The following is a 22647-nucleotide window of genomic DNA, read 5'->3' as shown; positions in this document are numbered from 1 at the left end:
ATCTTATACTATCCACTTATGGAATTACACTATGCAAAAATTACCTAAGTTTGGTATAAAAAAGTAATTAAAGAAAAATAAAATCAGCCATTTTTCGGTCGCCGCAGTTCCTTGGAATTAATTGGGCCGAGAATTTGGTTAAGGCTCCGCAGTTGTTCAGCTGTACCCATACCAATTAACCGATCTCCTGGCATTAACACCGTATCGCCAGTGGGGCCACCGATGAGAGTGCCATCAACGCGGCGAATTGCCAGAACTAATGCCCCAGATTGCGATCGCAATCGAGCCTTTTGCAAACTCTGACCCACAAAAGGACAAAAAGCCGGGTCGAGTAAAAATTCTTCCATATACAACTGACGGTCTGCACCTGTCAAAATCCCGTCTACAAAGTCCAAAACTTGGGGTCTGAGAGCCGCAGCAGCCATCCGCTTCCCACCAGTAATATAGGGGGATATCACCTCATCTGCACCACCACGTCGTAACTTCTGCAAAGCTTCTTCTGTACTTGCCCGTGCGATCGCTCGAATTCCCGTATTCAGTGTTTTTGCTGATAAAACAATATATAAATTTTCGGCATCTGAAGGAAGTGCTGCAACGATACAAGTCGCTCTTTCAATACCAACTTTTAAAAGTGTGTCATCTAGGGTAGCGTCACCTTGGTATGCCGTGTAACCTTCCATCTGCGCCCTTTGCACAGATTCCATCTCCGAATCAATCACCACAAAAAGTACACCTTCTGCCTGAAATTCCTTGGCAATTTGACGACCAGTCCGACTAAATCCACAGATGATGTAATGTTCTGATAGGGATTCCATTAACCGCCTCTGCTGCTGTAGCCGAATTCCTTCTTGAAAGTAGCCTTGAATGATCGCTTCTGTAAATCTGTTGACAATGTAACCGATATTGACTACACCCAACAAAATCAGGGCAATTGTAAACAACCGTCCTCGGCTACCCAGTGGGTGGATCTCTCCATATCCCACAGTCGCTAAAGTGATCACTGTCATGTAAGCTGCGTCTTCCCATGACCAGCCCTCCACTAGCCAATACCACAAAGTGCCAATGAAGAAAACACCGCCAAGAGCGATCGCCCCAGCCATTAACTCCTTTTGGATACGTTGATATTTTTGCTCAAGTGTTGAAAATGAGGTAACAATAGTACTTTGAACCTAATTTTTCTAGTTTTCTACTAACTTTATAGCATTCGTCCTTTTTAGTACATTTAAACTACAAGTTATCTAAACTAATAGTCCAAACTCAATACTCCTAAGACTTAAAAATATTCATCTTTAACTTTACATGAAGCTCTAATGGCCAGAAGCTTTTTTTGGAGAGAGTGTTGGTATTGCTTGTTCCATTAATTTCAGTACTTACGCAAACAATAGCCGAAACCCTAATTTTCAGGTAGGGGCAATTCATGAATTGCCCCTACCGTATGTAGTTTTGCGTAAGTCCTAAATTTATTAGCTTTACTGATGATACAAGCCCAAGGTAATTATCAAAAAACTGTATTAAGCAATACGGTTTTTTGGGTAAAAATCAGATATCAAAGGTCACGACACCAAAGCGATGGCGTGGAGCGCTCACCGTAGGCTATACCTTCTCTAGGAGAGGCTACGCCAACGGTGAGCTTCTCTACGAGACGCTTCTCCTGACGGAGACGCTTCTCCTGACGGAGACGCTTCGCGAACGCGAACGCTAACGCAGAATTTTTCGGTCTACTGACATTGTTCTAGTACTGATGAATCGCCATACTGTACTGTGTAGATAGTAGCTGCCAGGTAGATAACTAGAGATGATTACTGCTGTTATTCGACCCCTGAATTTGGTAATTGGTTTGCTGCTATCTTGTTGTTTCTTGCTTACAAGCTGTCACCCGACACAGATGAAAAGCAAAGTATCTCAGGTAGCTCAATTAGTTCTAGTTTCGCTAAATGACCCGACTACTTTTAACTATGCCATTAATGACTCTCCATACAGTGTTTTTTCTTTAATTTACAAAGGATTGATCGATGAGAATGTTATGACTACCAAGTTGGAGCCGGGACTGGCAGAATCTTGGTCAATATCTGCTGATAAAAAGCGAATTATTTTTACCTTAAAAACAGGATTAAAATGGTCAGATGGTGAACCTCTCACGGCAGATGATGTAGTCTTTACCTATCGGGACATTTATCTGAATAAAAAAATTCCCACTTTATATAGAGATTTTTTGCGTATTGGCAACACAGAAACTTTCCCGTCAGTGCAGAAACTAGATGAGCGGCGAGTTGAGTTTACTTTTGTGGAACCTTTTGCCCCTTTTTTGAGATACGCTGAAAAACTAGCAATTTTGCCATCTCATGCCTTGCGTTCTTCTGTACTATCTAATGATGCCAATGGTAATCCTCAGTTTCTCTCAATGTGGGGAACCAATACTGATCCGCAAAAAATTATCTCCAATGGACCTTACCAAATAGAAAGCTATACTCCTGCTGAACGGGTAATTTTACGACGCAACCCCTATTACTGGCGCAAAGATGTTCAAAAACATCCTCAGCCTTATATTCAACGGATTGTCTGGCAAATTATTTCTTCTACAGAAAATCAGTTACAAAGATTTCGCTCAGGCGAACTGGATACTTTGAATGTAACACCAGCAGTATTTGGGTTACTCAAGAAAGAGGAAAAGCGAGGAAAATTCATTATTTACAATGGTGGACCTACTGCGGGTTTTAGCTTTATGGGTTTCAATCTCAACCGAGCTCGTAATTCCAAAGGTAAGCCTTTTATAGACCCAATTAAATCTCGATGGTTTAATAACTTAGTTTTTAGGCAAGCAGTCGCCTATGCAATTGACCGCAACCGAATTAAAACTAATATCTATCGCGGTTTAGGTGAAATACAACATTCGTCAATTGCTATTCAAAGTCCCTATTACTTGTCCCCAGCAGCAGGGTTAAAAGTTTATGATTATAATCCCCAGAGAGCTAGGCAGATGTTGTTAAAGGCTGGTTTTAGGTACAACTCCCAAAAAGAACTGTTAGACCAAGATGGAAATCGGGTGCAATTCAATCTCTTGGTGAAATCGGAAGATCAATCAAGAATCGATGCCGCAGTTCAAATCCAACAAGACTTCAGTCAAATTGGTATCAAAGCAGATATGGAGGTAGTCAGTTTTAACATAGTATTGCAAAAGCTTCTCTCTCGTCGAGATTGGGATTGTTATGTCGGTGCGTTTGGTGTTCCCGGTGCAGATGTTGAACCTAATCTTCTATCTTTATTTTGGACTAGTCAAGGCTCATTTCATCAGTTCAACCAAGGTGCTCTACCAGGAAAACCCCCATTCCAAGGATGGGTAGTTTCTGAATGGGAGAGAGAAATTGACAGTCTTTTTGGCGCCGGATTCAAAGAACTAGACCAGAGCAAGCGCAAGGCAATTTATGACAGATTTCAGCAAATCGTTGCTGAACAGTTGCCGATATTCTGCCTTGTGAATCCAATCTCGTTTCAGGCGGTGCGTGAACGTGTCAATCCCATCAAGTTTTCTGCCTTGGGGTCAGCTTTTTGGAATATTGATGAACTGAAAATCACAGAAAAATAATTCCAACCAGAGATTTAAGGCATCATAACTAAATTTATAATTCGTATAGATCACCGTCAATAACTTCCAACTCTCTTAGCTCCGTTGCAGTATTCCCGCACACAGCAAGGGGAATTTCGTCATCTGTCCTAGCGCCGTCAAAACCGCAGGCTAGCATTTGACGAGTCAGGCTTGAACATCAGTAGACCTCTTGCAAAAGTCCCCTCCCCGCAAGCGGGGAGGGGAGACAAAGCGTAGCTTTGGCGGGGTCGGGTTCTTATTTTTGATTTATGCAAGAAGTCTAGTGAGAAAACCCCTGGACTCTACCCAAGACTTGCGATGCCTAGATTGGGCTGCACCTAAGCAAACGTGAATCCGATGAACCTCTCCCTGACTTAAACTAAAGTTCAAGTCTGTCCCTCTCCGACTCGGAGAGGGAAGGTTTTGCGTAGTAAAATCAGGGAGAGGTTTCAATATTTAAGCTAATTAGGCGAACACCACATAAGTCGTCGAACTCACGTTAAGAAAATTGCCAGTCACTCATATTTTTGCTCAAGTGTTGAGTACAAAGTTTTTTTTCACCACCGCCAAGCGTTTGAGGTTATATAAGCGTTAGCCTAAGAAGAAGTATTTTTTAGGGATTTCTAGGAAACTAGTAAATAACTATATAGTCAGGAACCTCAGCCTTAAGGCATGAGGCTTGAAAGAGTAATCCTTCTTGCCGTTCTGACCAGACCACTCGGTAAAACGAGTAAACGTTATTTGAGTCACGATACCGGAGAATCCGTAGCTAGTTTTCCGCTCTATCGCTTGTGATTAAACAGTTCTAAGGTCACTGGAACAGTGTTGCAAGCCCAACAAGCTCTTATAACAGGTCGTTCGCGCTTGCGTCTCCCCTTGGGAGAAGCTAACATTACCCCGTAAGGGAGGCTCAATTGAGCAAAACATTATGCGTACAGAGTTGGGAGATTTGAAACGGTAATTGTCCCGTTCAAAGTACATTACAAAAGTACACCGAATTGAACAACTCCAAGGCGGTAATGGAAATATAAAGCCGTGCTAGAAGCACGGGGTTTCCAACCCATTTTTTTGATGAAAAACTTTCAGGAGGAGCGGTAGTGAGCCTACAAACTCTCGTTGACCAAGCCACCATCCCCCCAGATTCAGGGTCAGCATCTAGTCCCTTTGATGCAGATAGCTTTAATGAAGCTGTCATGTCCACCTACGCGCGGTTTCCCTTAGCCCTAGAACGGGGTGCTGGATGCCGGGTTTGGGATACACAGGGGCGAGAATATCTGGACTTTGTGGCGGGAATTGCCACTTGTACTTTAGGACACGCCCACCCAGCTATGGTAGAAGCGGTGACACGCCAAATCCAGAAGCTGCACCATGTATCTAATTTGTACTACATTCCTGAGCAAGGTGAATTGGCAAAATGGCTTGTCGATCATTCGTGTGCCGATCGCGTATTTTTCTGCAACTCTGGAGCTGAAGCTAACGAAGCCGCAATTAAACTGGCGCGGAAATATGCCCACACAGTATTAGACATTGAAAAACCGATTATTTTAACCGCCCATGCCAGTTTCCACGGACGAACTTTGGCAACGATTACCGCCACGGCACAGCCGAAGTATCAAAAGTACTTTGATCCCTTGGTTCCTGGCTTCCACTACATAAATTACAACGATATTAACGCTGTGGAAGTGGCAATTAGCGAGTTGGATGAAGGCGATTTTCGTGTAGCAGCAATTCTGATCGAGCCATTGCAGGGAGAAGGCGGTGTGCGTCCTGGAGATGTTGCCTATTTCAAAAAGCTACGGCAGATTTGCGATGAAACTGGCGTTTTGTTAATTTTCGACGAAGTGCAAGTTGGCATGGGGCGTAGCGGCAAATTATGGGGTTATGAGCATCTCGGCGTTGAACCGGATATTTTCACCAGCGCCAAAGGCTTAGGTGGTGGTATCCCCATCGGTGCAATGATGAGTAAGAAATTCTGCGATGTTTTTCAACCGGGGGAACACGCTAGTACCTTTGGCGGAAATCCTTTTGTGTGTGGTGTAGCACTCAGTGTTTGCCAGACATTGGAACGGGAAAATATTTTGCAGAATGTGCAAGACAGGGGTGAACAGTTGCGATCTGGATTAAAGGCGATCGCAGCAAAATATCCTCAGCACATTGGCGAAGTTCGGGGTTGGGGTTTAATCAACGGTTTGGAGTTGCGAGCCGATATTCAACTAACCGCAGCCGATGTCGTCAATGCTGCCATCAACGAAGGCGTATTGCTTGTACCAGCCGGGCCAAAAGTAGTCCGATTTGTGCCACCGCTGATTGTCACAGAGGCGGAAGTAAACACTGCATTGCAAGCTGTGGATCAGGCGATGTCTAACGACAAGCCGTAGGTCGTCTACGCAATTCTCACCAAATAGAATAATATTGTTTGTTTTGTGTAGAGACGTTGCAATGCAACGTCTCTTTTTCATTCTGGGGAAATTTCCCGATAAGCTTGCCGACACTGCTCATAATTTTCTGGCAAAATCTCGGCATTACCAAAACATAATTGTTCGTGAGTGGTAATTAAAGTTTCATAAGGCTGTATGGGAGTCACAGACGATCGCAGTAATTGCAGATATTCTCCATCTGTACGGCTGAGTTTGTGAGGTGCAATCGCTTTTTGATCCAACTGCTGCAACATTGCTAAATAAACACAACGACAAGCCTCACGATAATTACCTTGACGGTAAAATTTTTGCGATCGCTCCAACAAAAGGGCAATGGATGACTCACTAGAGCGACTTTTTACGCGAAAATCAGTGAGATTGCCACTTCTATTTAGCCAAGAATAAATATAAGGGCTGAATTCTCGCCATAATCGCCAACCTACCCACGCTATAAATAAGCCTATTACCAGCCAAAACAGGAATTTCAGCAATTCACCAAGCCTTGGGTTAATCGACCAGCGAGTAGGCCATTCAGGCATTGCCTGTTCAAAGCGGTAAAACTGGTATTCCCACCATTCACCCGCTTGTTGTTGGAATTGAGACAACTGCCAACTCCAGCTAGTTTTTTCAAAAGTATCTGTAGGCATAGGTGGGAGGGGCGAGTGGGGAGTGGGGGAGCAGGGGAGTAAGAATTTTAGATTTTGGATTTTGGATTTTAGATTCAAATTTAATCTAAAATCGTCAATCCAAAATCTAAAATTGAATTGCCCGATGACTATTGACTATTGACTACTGACTCTTTTTTTATCATTATCCAGCCAATAACAATAAGTAGCGCACCGAATGCAAGAAATCCTAAATCCCAAGCTAACTGATTTGGGCCTGATTTCACATGATGAACACCGAGAATTTGATGGTCAATTAAACCTTCAACCAAGTCAAACAAACCAGTCCCAATCACTATTGACGCAATAAAAGTCTGTGATGACCAAGGAACATCATCACGCCCTGCGGCACGCCATAGCAAGACAACCCCTATCACGGTAAATACCCAATTTAAGGTATGAAATAATCCATCCCATACCATGTTCAAATCTATATTCGCCATGTTGGTCAGAGGTCGAATGTTACTGAGCATGTGATGCCACTGGAGGATCTGATGCAGTAAAATTCCATCAATAAACCCTCCAAGACCCACACCTAGAAAAATTCCAGCAGTAATCAGGGGTGCGCGTCGGTTGAGGGTTTCACTTTTCGCCTCCATTGTCAACCTCATAAGATAGGCTTTTTTACCAAAATACAACTCTTTTAGGAGAAATATCTTCTATCTTGAGGCAAGTACGATCGTTTAACTTAAATTAATCAATCTTCAAATTTAATGGGTCGAAATCTTGGGGAAAATGGGTGCTGCGATTATAGTCTGCTTTTTCCAGGTTCGCTGCTTTGACAGCGATTAAAAATTAGTAATTATTTGGCCATTCTTCCTAAATGTAATACATTAGTTCCTTCTGTTCTCGGATTGCTCTTCGTTCACAAAGGTCTTGGAGTGTATATTTTTCCAAAACAGAGTTAGCAGCCTGACGCGCTTCCTGCCAGACTTCCTGAATTAGCTCACCTTCTACCGTGTTGGGAGTCGGCTCACAAGGAGAAACAACAATATCTGACCCTTCCATACAGCTAAAAGCATCAAACACGGTAATCTTTCCGGGATCTCGTGCCAGAACATAGCCACCTTTGGCTCCGCGTATACTCTTAATTAAGCCTCCACGCCTTAATGTTGCTAAAAGTTGTTCCAAATAGCGGTTCGGTATATCTTGCAATACTGCTATTTCTCGAATTTGCAGGGCTTCACCGTTAGGGTAGCAGGTTGCCAACTCTAACAGGGCTAGAAGCGCGTATTCTGATTTATTAGAGATTACCACAGGCGTAATATTTTCAACTCACACCTAAAAATACAAAGTCTTGGAGTCTGTTTACTTAAGCTAATGCTAAGAAAACTTTACAATCAACTTATTGTTGACCGGCTAACTCTACTTTAAAGACCTTTTAGGATAGAAGCAATTACTTTTTTTTTTAAATTCAATAAATAGAAGTGATTGATTGTTGTACAGTCTTTCTCAGTGGAAAGTCACTTAAAAATTTAGTATGTCTAGCTTTCAACCTAATTTTGGCAGTGATTCTTACAGTTTGTTAGCCTGAAATTGCGATGTCTGACGATAACCCGTTGGGGCGTTTACACATCCATTGGAAAGCAATGAGAGATAAAAGCAGCATTAGTGCAAGCCGCTATACATGCAAATTTATCGAAAATGGCAGAATGACTGTAAAGGTTGTTCCCACGCCGATCGCACTTTCGACCGTAATTTCGCCACCATGCAAATCTACAGCTTGCTTGACGATGGACATCCCTAATCCCATTCCGGGGATATTGGCTGTATTAGTGGCGCGATGGAAGGGTTCAAAGATGTGTTCCATGTCAGAAGCAGGAATGCCAATTCCAGAGTCTTGAGTCTGAAATATAGCTTGATCGTTGGCAGTGGTTACAGAAAACTTAACTGTACTACCAATGGGAGAGTATTTTAGACAATTCGAGAATAAATTACTCAAGATTTGCCGCAGTAGTTTCGCGTCTAAGTTAGCTCTTATGCATAGGCACTCACTGCTAAAAGCGATCGCGTGTTGTGAGCGATCGCTTTGTTGTAATTCTTCTACAAGATCGCCGCAAAATTCCACCAAATCTATGGGTGTTGGATTAAACTTTAACTTGGCTGTTTCATCCTGACTCACGAACAGTACATCATTCAACAACTGGGTTATATGCATAACTGATGTTTGAATGCGACGTAGGTGGGTCTGTTGTCGCTCTTCGCTCCAGAGGTGGCGATAATATTCTAGTAGTTCCGCAGAAGAGTGGATGGTAGTTAAAGGGGTGCGAAACTCATGGGAGGTGATGGTGAGCAAGCGGGATTTAAGTTCACTAAACTGCCTTTCTTTTGCAAGCGCTTGTCGCATCGCCTCTTCTGCCCATTGCAGCTTGGCTTGGGTTCGCTTACTTTCGCTAATGTCCCGTAATAGCCAGCGCAGACTAACTAACTCACTATATTGATTACGGATAGCAACCACCTTAACCGCAGCAATAATAGCTGTTTTGTCACGCGGTCGCAGATTTACTTCCCACTCTTGCATTTTCCAGTCTGGGAATTGGGCGCGATCGCGCAGATGAGTCAGTTTCAAATAAAAAGCAATTATTTCTTTCTCAAGCGCAAAAATCCCTAGTGATTTGCCCAACAACAAACTTTTAGAAATGTTGAGCAGAGAGGTGGCGGCTGAGTTGGCTTCCTGAATTACTCCTTTTGTATCAGTCACAAAATAAGCGTCTGGTACTTCCTCAAATAGTTCTTGGTAGCGTTGACTTTGTGCTACCAAGTCCTGTTGAGTGTTGGATAATTTTTCATTCTGCTGCTTTAAATCTTCATTCGCTAGTCGGAGTTCTTCCAAAGCTAGGTGAATTTCTTTGAATACTGCGGTGACGAGTTCAATATCTTCCTTTACTTTTTGCTGTTCACTCTGACGTTGCAAAAGGGCGACACGCTTACGTATATTCTCTATCTGCAAGGCTAAATCGTCCAAATTCACCCTCTTGCTCCTAATTTCTAAAGTTGGGTTTTGTTTTAGATTCCCTACTTGGACGATCTTAGCTTTTGGAGTTTAGCAGTTATAGCAGTTGCCAGGTAGCGGTTGACATCAGCTAATCAGAAAACACTGACACCAAGAGACTTTCAAGCCTGTTAAGAGTTCCCTGTTATAAGACTAGTATTTGATTTTTGAAATGCACCTAGTGGACTGTCTAGGCAAAATAGTGCATTAGACTTTTGTTGGGTTAGGCAAAGCCTCCACCCAACAAAGCAATTTTTTTGCAACATTAAACCTATGACAGTCCTAAACACAGGCAAGGCAGAGGGGCAGGAGAAGAATAATAATCCCTAATGCTCAATAGAAATGCCCCAGATTACATTTACAATCGACTAATATCTTTTGTGACTAACTTCCAACCTTCAGCTTGGTCAAGTAGCTTCATCGATTCTAGTTCCAGATTGTTGAAAGCAGATGCATGAAGCAGAAAGTAGGGTTGGCCGTTGTAGTGCCAATAATATTCCAGTTCACCAACAGAAGCGGGAATGATGGTGCGATCGCTATAATAATCCAACGAGGGACGATGGTAGGGAAAAGAGGTGTAAATCTTCCTCGTAGCTGGATTTGCCCGCACAATCATGGCGGCGACTGGTTTAACTGGATAGGCTTCAGATAATTCCCAAACCCAGTAGTCAGATTTCATTAACAGCAGCAGCGAAATATAACTTCCCCAAAACAAAATCTTCAGAAATTGCCCGTCGCCTCGTTCTGCCAAAATAGCTGCTAAAGTCATAGTTAAAGCTACTGCGGCAAAAATCAGTTGTAAGTCTGCTTTCGGTGTTGTACCCGAACTGAAATAAATGCTACCAGCAGAAGCAGCCACAGCAAGTATTGCCAAACCAGCAACCCAAGCACGGGGATAAGATGAGAGTAAAGGCGAATTTTCCGTTTCTGATAACTGGATACCAAAAGCTAAGGCTAAACTAGGGTAAATCGGGAATAGATACCAGGGAACTTTGGTAATCATGAAAGAAATTACCAGTAGATAAACACCACTCCACGCCATTACTAGTTTTGCCCAGCTAAGGTTACGATTTTCCCAGGTTAAGCGGACAGTTTGTGGTAAGAATAATAACCACGGCCATGTGTATTTGAGAAGTTCAATCACATAGTACCAAGGTGGTTCAGAATCCGCTTCTACAACTGAGCTAATTCGGCCTAATGATGGGTTTGCCAGGCCAATTTCAGCAACAGTATAACCATAGTGAATTAGTTGGGCAATATACCAACCAGCTACAGGTAGAATGCCAATTAAGATTGCGATCCAGAGATAGTAACAGGTGAGCAGTCGTGGCGTATCCCAAAATAGAAATACAATGGCGATCGCACCTAGTAATATGCCTAGCAGTCCTTGAGTTAAGCAAATTAACCCAAAACTAATGCCAACACCGAGACAATAACGTAAATCCCGGCGCGATCGCAACACGCACAACATCATCACCATCAAAAAACTTACCATCGCCCCATCCAACATTGCTAACCGCCCATGACGTACCACGGGTAGCATTGTTAGGTAAATCAAAGCGCTATAAATCGCCGCCCAACGTTGGCGAAATATCTCTCGAGCAATGCAATACAGTAAAGGCACAGATGTGGCTGTTAAAATTGCTCCAGGTAGACGCGTTGTCAACTCATTTTCGCCTCCTAGAGAATAAGCCCAAGCAATTAGCAAATGCATCAAAGGCGGCTTGTCATGATATGGTTCGCCTCCTAACGTTGGGTAAAGCCAATGCATTGAACCTGCTGGGGCGTGCCAAATTTCACGAGCAACCTGTGCCACAGTACCTTCATCCCAATCTCGCAGCGGCAAGCCTCCCAGATTGATGCTAAATAGTAACACTGCTGCCAACAGCAACACTATTAGCCATACCCAATCAATCCATTTCCCAACCGTGCGATGCTGTCTTTCCAGATGACTCCAAATAAAGCTTCCTTCTTGCATATTCTATGTTAATCATTTTACTTGCTGGTTTGATTACATAGAGACATCTAGCGAATCTCCAATGTTGACACCCAGTAGCAACGTATATTCTTAACAATTGCTAGTTTCCAAGATTAACTCAATTTTTTCTAATTAGCGCTATTTTTTTAAAATTTATATTGGTTATTTAAATAACATTTCATCCGATAAATGAGCAAAATAATACAAGCGATTAATTATTTTTTACCTGTTTGTTAGTCCGTAAATGAACTTGTATTTTATTTTTAACTTGACGCTGAGTCGAATTTTTATCTACTTAATTGTAAATTAGCTAAATTCAAAATTTAGTAACTAATTGCTACAGTGTTTAAATGGCGGGTTGAAAAAATTGTTGGATGACAGCTAATGTTAATCATCTGGCTCTGGTTTGAGATATCCATTTGTTGATGCGGCACTTACAATCGCGTTTCCATTCAATTAAAAAATAAAAATAACTCGGAGTTGTAATTCTTTATTCGGAAAAATAATCTCAATTTGCCTGATAAATTCTCGAAAGTAAAATCGCCGTTCTGTTTCCGACAAATCTAACCAAAATTGTGGTATGGAAACAGCTTCAGCAACAGAACGCAAGTTAACCGGAGGGAGAGTTGCCAACTTTGCTTCGAGTGCAGAAATTTCTGTGCGGAGTTTGTAAGTCCTTAACTTTGCTGTTTCAGCATCTAAAATTCCAGTTTCAATTAAAGCGGGTAACTGAGCAAGTATTTCTTGCTGAATCGCGATCGCTTGTCCTAAACTATTCTTGACTGCATCCAACTGAGGAAAATTCATTCCTGCTACCGCCAGAGGTAAATCACGGCAAACGGTTTCAATGGTATGTTCCAACACTTCTTGGTAGGGAATAGCTTTACACTTGGGGCTTTGGGGACAGCTAGTAGAACGTAAATAAAGATACTCTTTATCTTGGTTGCGTTGAGTGACACGGGTAACTGTCAGATGTGACTGACACTCAGCACAGACAACCAACCCAGCTAAAGAACGTTTAGCACTAGCAGTTCTGGATGGTAAACGGCTGTTACGGCGTAAAAGTCGGTCAACTTGGGCAGCTTCTTCCTTGGAAATGATCGGAATATGGGTATTGGAGATAACTTCACCATTTTGGTAGGCTGTATTGCCGCGATAGACTGGATTAGTCAGCCAGCGTCTTCCTGTAGTTACAGAGATTTTCTTGCCGTATTTTTTCGCCAAGTAACGCACTGAACCCCGCAGGGAACCATAGAGTAAAAAATGTTCAAAAAAATCTTTGACCACTGGTGAAGTACTGCGGTCAATGGTATATTTGCCCTTACCTCTGCGATAGCCGTAGGGAACTTTGCCGGGTGGCGGTGCAACATCAAGACGATTACGGGCGTGTCCTTGGCGGATGCGGCGACTACGTTGCTGACGTTGGATTGCGTGTAGCAAATTCAGCAAGTCAGCGCCCAGAGGGTAATTTTCGGAAGTGTAGGGCTGTTCAGTGGCGATTACTGCTATTCCCATGACTTCGAGTTGATTGAGGCGATCGCTAATTTCCTCTACAGTATCCCCCAATTCTTCCAACCGACGAATCAGGAGATAATCTGCTGGTTCAGCTTGGCAATCGCTAAATAATTGTTGTAATTGCGTTCGCGTCGCGTGTCCAAAGGACTCTTGCTTGCCCAAATCTTCATAAACCCGATCCACCTCCCATCCCCAATCGGCTTGATCGGGAGAAGATTCTAATAGCGGATCGGTGTAAGAGTAGGCAATTATTTTCAAAAGTTTGGCGCAGCCTCATAAAGAAATGGTATCAGTTGTAACTACTAGCTGATTGATCGCTTCGCCAATAGTTATTTCCTCGTTGATTATTTTTCCTCCAGCACTATCGTAATGGGCGGCGCAGCAAACCGGACTCGAAATATGTCAAATTTTCCTACTCTTGTTCAGAATCAAACTTTGCCATACCTTGATTTTGGGTTGGCTGGTGGGATTTCCCAGCTATGGTAGCGAGGTACTGGCCATTGGTGTCAACTTAACGTCAAAGCAAATCTAGAACTAGCTTTTAGATTACCTCCTTCCCTCGTTCCCAGTCGGAGACTGGGAATGCTCGTCCTTGAGGCTCCGCCTCTCTTACTGGCGGCAGAGCCGCCAGGAGCAGCATTTCTAGCCTCTGGCTAGAAACGAGGTTTTAAAGGAGTTTCAGCTGAAGTTGACACCAATGGGTACTGCCTCGATCCAGACGCTGAACTTGCTAATTTGGCATGAATGAAGAGAGAATCTATCAGTCAAGTCAAACTAATTTTCCAAAATGCAATAGTGGATGTTACCGAATTAGTCAAAGTTTCAATTATTCTCTTGCTTCTTGCTACAGGTGTGGCTTTGCTGTCCCGGCAGTTGCGAATCCCTTATGTTATGGGTTTAGTATTAGCAGGTTTGCCAATCACTGAGCTATTATCTCGTCCGATTGGTTTAAATCCAACCCTTGTTTTGAATCTTTTCCTGCCAATTCTCCTGTTTGAAGCTGGAATTAATACAGATGTCAGTCGCCTACGCAGCACCTTTAAACCAATTGCCCTTCTAGCTGGGCCAGGGGCTGTACTTTCCAGTGGTATTATTGCCGTCCTGTTGAAATTTGGACTGGGATTGAGTTGGATACCTGCCTTATTTGTAGGAGTAATTCTGGCAAACACGGATACAGTTTCGATGATTGCCGTCTTCAAGGAGATACCAGTACCCTCCCGGCTTTCCACCATCGTTGAAGGAGAAACCCTATTTAACGATGCTGCGGCCCTAGTTATGTTCAACCTGGTTTTGCAAGTCTATTCGACAGGTTCACTCACGTTACTAGAGGGAATCCAACAACCGCTATTTATCTCTCTAGGAGGCGGCCTCGTGGGCTTAGTCTTAGGCTACTTGAGCATACCTGTATTTGCCCGTTTGGATGATCCCCTTAGCAGTCTATTGCTGACTGTAGCAGTTGCATTAGGCACTTTTCAGGCTGGAGATTTTCTCGGTGTATCAGGTGCTGTAGCCGTAGTTGTAGCTGGATTAATTTTCGGGAATTTTGGGCTTTCTCGCAATACTTCTGCTTCTAGTCGCATCACCTTGTTGAGTTTCTGGGAATATGCCGGTTTTACCGTCAACACCTTTATTTTTCTGCTGATTGGTGTAGAAATAGACCTAGTAACGCTCTGGAGGACTTTACCTGCAATTCTACTTGCAGTTTTGGCTTATCAAGTCGGGCGAGTTCTTACGGTCTATCCACTGCTAGCTGTGGTTCGTTGGTTCGACCGCCCAATTCCACTGCGCTGGCAGCATTTACTATTTTTCGGCAACATCAAAGGTTCTCTCTCAATGGCTCTGGCGTTGAGCTTACCCACCACATTACCAGGGCGAGAAGTTTTGATAGCTATAGTTTTCGGCTGTGTGCTGGTGTCATTAGTGGGACAGGGTTTAAGTTTGCCTTGGGTGGTAAAACGCTTAAAATTATCTAAATTTTCAGAAGTTCAACAACAAGTTGAAGAGTTGCAAGCCCAGCTGATAACGGGTAAGGCGGCACAAGATGAATTAGATAGTCTGTTGAAATCAGGGGTGTTACCAAAAGCCGTTTATGAAGAGATGCGTTCAGGTTATCAGGTGCGAATTGCCGGTGCAGAAAAGATACTGCGGGAACTTTATAATCGTCGCCCTGATGAGGTGGAAGGTAGAAGTGGCAAGAGCAGTAAACTTGAAGCCATTCGCCGGCGTTTGCTGTTGGCAGAAAAAGGAGCGCTCAATGAGGCAATGCGGAAGCGAATTCTCTCGGAAGAAATTGCGCGCGGGCGGATACAAACTCTTGATGAACAATTATTGAAATTAGAAGATGATTAGGGATTGGGGACTGGGGATAGTCTGAGCTTTGTTGATGAACCTCTGAGCTTTGTGAATGAACCTCTGAGCTTTGTGAATGAACCTCTGAGCTTTGTGAATGAACCTTTGAGCTTCGTGAATGAACCTCTGAGCTTTGTGAATGAACCTCTGAGCTTCGTGAATGAACCTCTGAGCTTCGTGAATGAACCTCTGAGCTTCGTGAATGAACCTCTGAGCTTTGTGAATGAACCTTTGAGCTTTGTGAATGAACCTTTGAGCTTTGTGAGTGAACCTCTGAGCTTTGGCTGATTAGGGACTGTTGCCTTCAGCAAGAGATTGAGTCAGAGACTCAATGAATGCATTCCCATGCGGAGCATAGGAACGAGGAATAGGAACGAGGAAATTAGGTTGGCGAAGCGGTAGCGAGTTATCGTACCCTTTCAGGGAAGCAAGCTACGCTTTTAGCGTCTCGTAGAGAGCGTCATTACGAATTACGAATTATTTTAAAGGCGATCGCTTATAGTTATTTTGACTTTTAATTACTCTACCAGGACTGATAAAAGAAATTCCTTGTTGAAAGTCAGTACCAATCATGACTGCTTCTACTATCGGTTCGGATATTTCTGTTTGGGCTACCCACTCGACAATAAAGTTTGCGCCTAAACCTCCACTGCTGTCATTTCTATTGATAAAAAAATCTGTGGAAGCTAGTGCATCAAGTTGAATAGGGCGCTCCAAATACTGTTTAACTAGTTTCCCTTCGGAGTTATAGTAGCGCACAGAAGTAATAATAATCGGATTGGTCAAATCTGTATTCCGAATACTGAGCGTAACTGCTAACTCAAAAATCTCTTGGCGATTGTGATGATAGATATGAGAGTAGACCGGAACATAAAGAGTTTGACCGCTGGCGATCTTAAAATTCTGATCCAGCGTCACGATTTTTTGCAATGGGGTTGCTGGAATGGCATCGGGTTGTGACTTGGGTGGTGATTCACAAGATGCAAGAATAATAACAGCGATCGCTAAATAAATATATGGATACGGCTTCATCAAAACTCACCAATTTTATATGTGTAGCTAACCCTACCTAAGAGGATGTTTTAAAAGTGTTCGGCTGTAATTTTAGGCACTTCTAGATCCCCCCTAACCCCCCTTAAAAAGGGGGGAACCGGAATCAAAGTCCCCCTTAAAAAGTGGGGAAAGTCTCTAAAAGTCCCCCTTTTTAAGGGGGATTTAGGGGGATCTAAAACGTTTTGCTACCGACCAGAGAACTTTTAAAACATCCTCTAATAACCAGTTTAGGTAGGAACTGCGCTCAACATCTTTGTTCAATAAAATCAATGACTTGATGTAAACATCTTGGTTTAGTCACAATCAGCACAGTTGAATGAGGTTCCAGTATTGTACTACCGTTAGGAATCATCAAATCTTCGTGGGGATGGGATTGATAGCCAATAATTAGCGAACCACTAGGAAATTGGGGATCTTGAGCAATTTCGGCAACGCTACGACCAGCAACATAGCAATTGTTGGGGATGGAAAGTTTCAGAACCTCAATCTGTCCCTGCTCAAAATGCATCATTGATTCTACTTGTGGATACTCAATGGCGTTCACCATTGTTGAAACTGATAGTTCAACAGTACTGATAATATGGTTGGCTCCAGCTATCCGCAGTGGTACGGCAAAATCGGGGTGGCGCATTCGACTCAAAATATGGGGGGCACCGTAGTGTTTAGCAAGAGTTACCATTGCTAAGTTTAAGGCATCACTTCTCAGAACTGCTGCCAAGGAACCGGCTTTGCGAATCCCCGCTTCTAGCAAGACTTCTGTACTCACAGCACTACCTTCAAAAGCCATTGCTCCCACTTGTTCACGGGCGTAGCGGCAAGCGATAGGATCAATGTCAATTACGGCAACAGTATGTCCTAGCTCTACCAGTTTTTGCGCTAAACTCAAGCCTACTAAGCCTGCTCCACCTATGAGTACGTACATGACTCTTCCTGATATTCTTTGAATTTTTACTTCAGTTTACAGGTTAATAAAAGCGATGTTGTGAAGATTTTTGAAAATGGGATTAGGTAAAATCGTAGTGGATTGAGGGTTGAAATTTAAACGCAGAGGGTCGCAGAGGGAAGCGCAGAGGCACGCGGAGAATTTAATGAAATGTTGGATTTTGTGGCAATGGAAATAACAAAATTATTCGAGCGGGGGGGGTTTCAATTGTAATTTTTGAATTGGTATTTTTCGAGTAGCTCTTTAACTTGAGCGGACACCAAAGGGTGTGAATCTTTTTGTAACTGGGGGAGGATTTGCAGGAGAACGCGATGTGAAACCATATTCAAGTATGCGATCGCAGCTTCTCTGACAAAGCCGGTGGGATGACGCAAACTCACTAATATCTCAGAACTGGTGAGTCGGATGCGTGTCACTTGAGCATAATGAAAACAGCAAGCTAGGCACCAGTCAGAAAGGAAGTTACCCAACATCAGCAATCTGTGGAGGCGATCGCTAATTACCATATTCTCATATTCTCCGATCTTGGCTTCGATAAGATATTGCAATTTTTCTGACTGCGGTCGGTTATCTAAGATATTCAGCAATAAAGACTTTGAAGACAAAGTTACGGTATGCTCTAAGATTTCTAACCCCCGCGCTAAGTTTACCACTGAGAGCGATCGCAGATTAAAGGATGCTGCTTGCATCTTTTCTGGCGAGTAAAGCAGTCTCAGTAATAGTAGCAGCCGCTCTTTGACATCCAATTCCAATTCTAGAAGGGCGCGTTGCAGTAACTCAGAGACAATCACAATCCTCTGATTGGATTGATGATTTTCTTTTTGGTCTAGTGTTTGGAAGTCAATGTATGCGGCGTAAATTTCACCTAAAAACTTTAATTCCTGCTTAATTAAATTTTCTACCCGACTTTCATAAAACCGATCCACTAAACCTGTAATTCCTGGTTGTTTGTGTATTTTTACTAAGCTCCGAAGAATATGATCCCTAGTACTACCCCAAGATGTCTCCAAGTTTTCCCATAAAATCTCTAATGCTTGCTGGGTGCCGACTTGAGCAATGGTGCGCCAAGCATACATCCGCACTACTTCCGGTTTATAAATATTAGTAGCCAACCGCAACAACATTTCTAAAGCTTCATTTTCTAGTCGCACTAGCGCTAACATGGCTGTGCTGCGGGTTGATTTGTAATAAAGTGCTGCAATCAGTGCCGAATAGTACTCTTCTAAATGAGTTGCTGCAATCATTTCCAATACCGCACAGCGCACCCGTAAAGACTCATCTTGTAATAAATTCGGGATGTGAATCCGCAACGCTTGCAAATAAACTGCTTCTCTAAGCGCCCTGACTCCATTCACGCGTTCCCGTTCTTTCTTATGAGTCAGCATTCGGCGCATGGTTTGGGTGGCTGCTACCTTTTGCATGGGCGTTCCCTGGCGTAAGACTAAAGCGGCGGCGGTAGCGCGGATGAGTGAGTTTTGGCGAGGATGTAAATATCCTTCTAGCAGACTTAAATTGGGATTTGGTTCAGCCAGCCAAACGTAGCGCAGCGCTAAGGCAAAAACTTCGGGGTTAGTTTCTTGGGATTCTTCTAACAAAGGACGGATGGCGGCTAAATAAATCGGATTTGCACCTCCCATCAGCATCACTTCCAAACTTTGGCGCTGCAAATCTGGGGTTAACTTCACTAGTAGAGGTGCTAAAACTTCCGCAGATCCTTGGGAGTCTATTTGGGCTAAAAGTTCAATGCAAGAGCGTTTATCAGCCTCACTGCCTTTTTCTGCTAAAGCTTTGACTACTCCCTGTTTGAAAAATCGTAAGCCCACATTGGTTGCACTCAACTGACCCCGCGCCACACTCAAGACTAACAGTTCCACATAGCGCGATCGCAATTCCCAAATTACTGTTAAACAGGTGCCAGCTATCAGCATTGTTTCTGCTACCAACACCCACTTTTGCAGTGGTACGGGTACAAACCGCCCACAAAACAATAGAGTTGCAAAAATTAGCGCTCCTGTCAAACCTGTAGCGATCGCTTCGGCGGTTCCGCCAGATAAAGTCTGCATTCTGCTGCGAATTGCCTCTGGAATCGGTTGGTACAGAATGGGGCCGCTACTCATAACAAAGGTGTAGCGCAGAAGTTCATCGCAGAATTTGACAATTATCAAACCCCAAAAAAAGCTTTGCGATTGCATGGCTGGAATTAAATGCAGCAATACCAGCACTCCTGGTAATGAAAAGCCGACGGTGATTGGTAAAAGCGTTGCAGTGAAAAACACCCCCATCCGTTCGATGAGTCGGCTGGAAATAAACCACTGCAACAACAACTCACACAGTCCTAACATCCCACCAAACAGACCCAAGAAACTGGCAAGTTCTCGGTCGCCCAAATTGGATTGGAGTTCGCGCAGATACTGAAAATCTATTAACAACCCAATGACTTGCAACAGACCGACAAAAGCAAACAACGAAAAGACGTAACGCTTCAGCGGGCTTTTAATGAAACGCTCTCGTGAAGCTTGTTGTTCCGGAACTAGTCTTTGTGGGGTTTCTGGAAAAGCTGCTCGATAGTGATGAGTTAAATAGAATAGAATCCCCGATCCGAATAAAATCACTATACAGGCGATAAGGATGATTTTATTCAGCGTCGTGTATTGCACTAGCCAAGGCAAACTAAAGCCACTAATCACATCTGCCACCAAAAGACCACTACTCACCAGTGGGTAAGTCCGCTTAATCTCCCGAATATTAAATATTTGGTTGGCGACGATGGAAGTGTTGAGGTCATTGACTACATAAAGTGCATCTACCCACAGCCGCAGCAGAAATGCCGAAATAACTGCCAGGTAGGAAAAATGCGATCCCCAACGTAATACAATTAATAAAATTAATGGCATCAACATGCAAGGTGCGATCGCTACAATCACCCGGCGTAAGGGAAAAATCTTTTGCAGCCAAGAGTATAAAAAAACCAACCCGGCACTCATCACCGCACTAGCAATATACATCCACGGCAGTAGGTGAGTCCCATATTCATCTAAAAACAGCGCCACCGTACTGTCTTCTGCCCACCGCAATCCTACACATACAGTTGTGTAAAAAAGAAACATTATCTGAGTTCGTTCGCTCTCCTCTGGTCGGAGATTCACCCACTGTAGTAGTCGTGGTAAAGCAACTTTATGTGCAGCCAACCAGTGATTTTTCAGTTCCATGCAGTTTTATTTTCTGGTAGTATCACCGCGCAATGGGGAAGATGAGAGAATAGGGGAAGAAAATACTTCCTTGTCCCCTTTGTCACCTGGAAATAGCAAAAGTCCTGAGCAACTGAGTATTATGTTTCCCACTCAGCCTTCAGGACTATCGATTTTAGATAAATTTAAATCACCTTGGAGGTAAGGGCGCACAAAAGCCTAGTCTGATCACAAGAGTGTAAATTTTTCGATGTACCACCTAGATTTTAGATCCCCCCTAACCCCCCTTAAAAAAGGGGGGGAACTAGAATCTTTTGCCCCCAATTTATCGGGGGTTGGGGGATCTAAAACGACGCTTAATTGAGTGTTTGAGCTTAAGTTAACACCAATGACATCTGTGCGCCCAAAGCGTATGTTGCATCCAAACGAAAAAATCCCCTGACTTATAGCCAGGGGATTTTCAAACTTGGTCTATTAAACAGTTAGAGAATTATTTTTTGGGCGAGATGAGCATCATCATATTTCGTCCTTCTTTTTTAGGCGCTTGTTGAAGCTCACCATAAGGCTCCAAATCTGTTGCCATTCGCTTGAGCAAATCTTCTGCTAGGTCGCTGTGTTGAATTTCTCGACCCCGGAACATCACGGTAGCTTTGACTTTATCACCATCTTTCAAAAAGCGCTCTGCTTGTTTAACACGCACGTTATAGTCGTGTTCTTCAATTTTGTAGCGCATCTTAACTTCTTTGACATCAGCCGTGTGCTGCTTTTTCCGGGCTTCCCGCGCCTTTTTTTCCTGCTCAAACTTGTATTTCCCGTAATCCATAACCCGACAAACCGGCGGGTCAGCTTTATCACTGATTAGCACCAAATCTAGCTCTTTTTCTTCTGCTAGTTGTAGTGCTTCCTGTGGGGGCATAATTCCCAGTTGGGCACCGTCAGTGTCAATGACCCGAATTTTCGGGAAGCGAATTCGCTCGTTAATTTGGGGCAGTTCGCGAGTTCTTTTCTTCTCAATCACAGCCATTATGATTTCTGGGAGCTCTTAATGAAGGATTTGGTGTGGTCTAAATTGGTATGCCTCAGAGGCAAAATACTGAAATAACTCAGGACGTGAAAAAATAGTCTACACTTCTAGGGTAGCTAATTCAAAAAACACTTGCGTTATTGTATTTGTCATTCTACTCACTCTGAGAGAATTTCTTTGCAATAGTTAATCTAAATCACACAACCTAGACTATGTTAAATATTATTACAATTATTTAGCAATATTTTTTGCGATCGCCTTGAGCAACATCACAAGGACTTAGGCATCATACAAATGTACTATATTAAACTTGGGCTTTTGAGCCATCTCTAACACCCCAAACAGTAAATATGCGACTAAATCAGGGTTACAGTCAGCACCTGAAATGTAAATTTTGCTTAACACATCTTATGGTTAATTTGTACAGTGTGTAAGTCCTAATCATTAGCCCTTTTAAGGCGACTCGAAAAATCTCTTTTTTCTCTCTGTTCCAAGACTGACGCTAACAATAGCCGAAAAGAGTGATTTTTAGTAGGGGCAATTCATGAATTGCCCCTACCGCGTGTAGTTTTGCCTAAGTTCTATGTACCTCTGCGGTTTAAAAGTAATTTATTTAACCACTACAGACGCAGTTAACACAAAGTTGCAGAGGTTAAAAAAGAATTTATTGACCAACATTTTTACCCATGTTGAAAAGGCTAGTCCTACCTGTATATTAACAAATCAATCTCGCTGAATTGGGTAGTGCTTTTTTACCCACTATCATAATTATAGCTAACATCTATCTACAGAAATACCTTCTGACAATCTGGCAATTTTGCAGCAGACTTATAATTGCTAACTCTTTCATCTGGCACTTGCCAAGTATTATTTTGGCTGTAGATGATCTTCATTATGATTTTAAGACATCTGTCTTCAGTAGGGTAAAACTCCAAATATA

Annotated in this window: 15 protein-coding genes; 4 read left to right on the top strand and 11 right to left on the bottom strand. The window is 43.0% G+C overall.

All coding sequences use genetic code 11. The features are described 5' to 3' along the window. Positions 1 to 83: 83 nt before the first annotated feature. Entirely contained in the window at positions 84 to 1100 is a 1017-nt protein-coding gene (locus V7K62_RS18705) for a potassium channel family protein (RefSeq protein WP_334866557.1), read from the bottom strand. A gap of 695 nt (positions 1101 to 1795) precedes the next feature. On the opposite strand from V7K62_RS18705, the gene V7K62_RS18700 reads away from it, so the two are divergent. Together V7K62_RS18700 and V7K62_RS18695 are read left to right on the top strand one after the other, a co-directional pair. Then, positions 1796 to 3583, top strand: coding sequence for an ABC transporter substrate-binding protein (locus V7K62_RS18700; protein ID WP_334866555.1), 1788 nt, complete (start codon positions 1796 to 1798; stop codon positions 3581 to 3583). Positions 3584 to 4680: 1097 nt separating this feature from the next. Beyond that, a complete protein-coding gene (locus V7K62_RS18695; protein WP_334866554.1) occupies positions 4681 to 5961 on the top strand; it encodes an aspartate aminotransferase family protein in 1281 nt (426 codons plus the stop codon). A gap of 77 nt (positions 5962 to 6038) precedes the next feature. Here V7K62_RS18695 and V7K62_RS18690 read toward each other — a convergent pair whose 3' ends face one another. From V7K62_RS18690 to V7K62_RS18665, 6 genes are all read right to left on the bottom strand, one after another. Beyond that, entirely contained in the window at positions 6039 to 6647 is a 609-nt protein-coding gene (locus tag V7K62_RS18690) for a DUF4129 domain-containing protein (protein WP_334866553.1), read from the bottom strand. A 128-nt stretch (positions 6648 to 6775) separates the two neighbouring features. Beyond that, positions 6776 to 7264: a DUF2243 domain-containing protein gene (locus V7K62_RS18685; RefSeq protein WP_334866552.1), complete on the bottom strand. Its 489-nt coding sequence runs from the start codon at positions 7262 to 7264 to the stop codon at positions 6776 to 6778. 220 nt (positions 7265 to 7484) lie between these two features. Beyond that, complete coding sequence (locus tag V7K62_RS18680) at positions 7485 to 7922, bottom strand: RrF2 family transcriptional regulator (protein ID WP_334866551.1); 438 nt, start codon at positions 7920 to 7922, stop codon at positions 7485 to 7487. Positions 7923 to 8286: 364 nt separating this feature from the next. Next, on the bottom strand, positions 8287 to 9636 hold the full coding sequence (locus V7K62_RS18675; protein ID WP_334866549.1) for a PAS domain-containing sensor histidine kinase: 1350 nt from the start codon (positions 9634 to 9636) through the stop codon (positions 8287 to 8289). Between the two features lie 379 nt (positions 9637 to 10015). Further along, complete coding sequence (locus V7K62_RS18670; RefSeq protein WP_334866547.1) at positions 10016 to 11635, bottom strand: ArnT family glycosyltransferase; 1620 nt, start codon at positions 11633 to 11635, stop codon at positions 10016 to 10018. 456 nt (positions 11636 to 12091) lie between these two features. After that, positions 12092 to 13408 (bottom strand): recombinase family protein, encoded by a 1317-nt coding sequence (locus tag V7K62_RS18665; RefSeq protein WP_334866545.1) that lies wholly within the window; start codon positions 13406 to 13408, stop codon positions 12092 to 12094. Positions 13409 to 13945: 537 nt separating this feature from the next. On the opposite strand from V7K62_RS18665, the gene V7K62_RS18660 reads away from it, so the two are divergent. After that, a complete protein-coding gene (locus V7K62_RS18660) occupies positions 13946 to 15499 on the top strand; it encodes a cation:proton antiporter (RefSeq protein ID WP_334866621.1) in 1554 nt (517 codons plus the stop codon). A 51-nt stretch (positions 15500 to 15550) separates the two neighbouring features. Continuing rightward, entirely contained in the window at positions 15551 to 15787 is a 237-nt protein-coding gene (locus V7K62_RS18655; protein WP_334866543.1) for a hypothetical protein, read from the top strand. Positions 15788 to 15976: 189 nt separating this feature from the next. Here the strand turns inward: V7K62_RS18655 and V7K62_RS18650 are convergent, their stop codons facing one another. The 4 genes from V7K62_RS18650 to infC form a co-directional block, all read right to left on the bottom strand. Beyond that, complete coding sequence (locus V7K62_RS18650; RefSeq protein ID WP_334866541.1) at positions 15977 to 16531, bottom strand: DUF3124 domain-containing protein; 555 nt, start codon at positions 16529 to 16531, stop codon at positions 15977 to 15979. Between the two features lie 265 nt (positions 16532 to 16796). Further along, positions 16797 to 17474, bottom strand: coding sequence for a potassium channel family protein (locus V7K62_RS18645; protein ID WP_334866539.1), 678 nt, complete (start codon positions 17472 to 17474; stop codon positions 16797 to 16799). A 224-nt stretch (positions 17475 to 17698) separates the two neighbouring features. Further along, positions 17699 to 20704 carry an MFS transporter gene (locus V7K62_RS18640; RefSeq protein ID WP_334866537.1) on the bottom strand — a complete coding sequence of 1002 codons (3006 nt, stop codon included), beginning with the start codon at positions 20702 to 20704 and terminating at the stop codon, positions 17699 to 17701. Positions 20705 to 21173: 469 nt separating this feature from the next. Continuing rightward, a complete protein-coding gene (gene infC, locus V7K62_RS18635) occupies positions 21174 to 21707 on the bottom strand; it encodes a translation initiation factor IF-3 (RefSeq protein ID WP_334866534.1) in 534 nt (177 codons plus the stop codon). Positions 21708 to 22647 lie beyond the last annotated feature (940 nt).

It is taken from the genome of Nostoc sp. (genome assembly GCF_036917935.1).
Taxonomy (GTDB): Bacteria; Cyanobacteriota; Cyanobacteriia; order Cyanobacteriales; family Nostocaceae; genus Nostoc.
Note: the sequence above shows the minus strand (reverse complement) of the source record. Positions and strands in the feature narration are given on the sequence as shown.

Coding starts and splice junctions, on each gene's coding strand:
- V7K62_RS18700 (WP_334866555.1), top strand. CDS start 1,796: ATGATTACTGCTGTTATTCGACCCCTGAATTTGGTAATTGGTTTGCTG.
- V7K62_RS18645 (WP_334866539.1), bottom strand. CDS start 17,474: ATGTACGTACTCATAGGTGGAGCAGGCTTAGTAGGCTTGAGTTTAGCG.
- V7K62_RS18690 (WP_334866553.1), bottom strand. CDS start 6,647: ATGCCTACAGATACTTTTGAAAAAACTAGCTGGAGTTGGCAGTTGTCT.
- V7K62_RS18705 (WP_334866557.1), bottom strand. CDS start 1,100: ATGGCTGGGGCGATCGCTCTTGGCGGTGTTTTCTTCATTGGCACTTTG.
- infC (WP_334866534.1), bottom strand. CDS start 21,707: ATGGCTGTGATTGAGAAGAAAAGAACTCGCGAACTGCCCCAAATTAAC.
- V7K62_RS18640 (WP_334866537.1), bottom strand. CDS start 20,704: ATGGAACTGAAAAATCACTGGTTGGCTGCACATAAAGTTGCTTTACCA.
- V7K62_RS18650 (WP_334866541.1), bottom strand. CDS start 16,531: ATGAAGCCGTATCCATATATTTATTTAGCGATCGCTGTTATTATTCTT.
- V7K62_RS18685 (WP_334866552.1), bottom strand. CDS start 7,264: ATGGAGGCGAAAAGTGAAACCCTCAACCGACGCGCACCCCTGATTACT.
- V7K62_RS18670 (WP_334866547.1), bottom strand. CDS start 11,635: ATGCAAGAAGGAAGCTTTATTTGGAGTCATCTGGAAAGACAGCATCGC.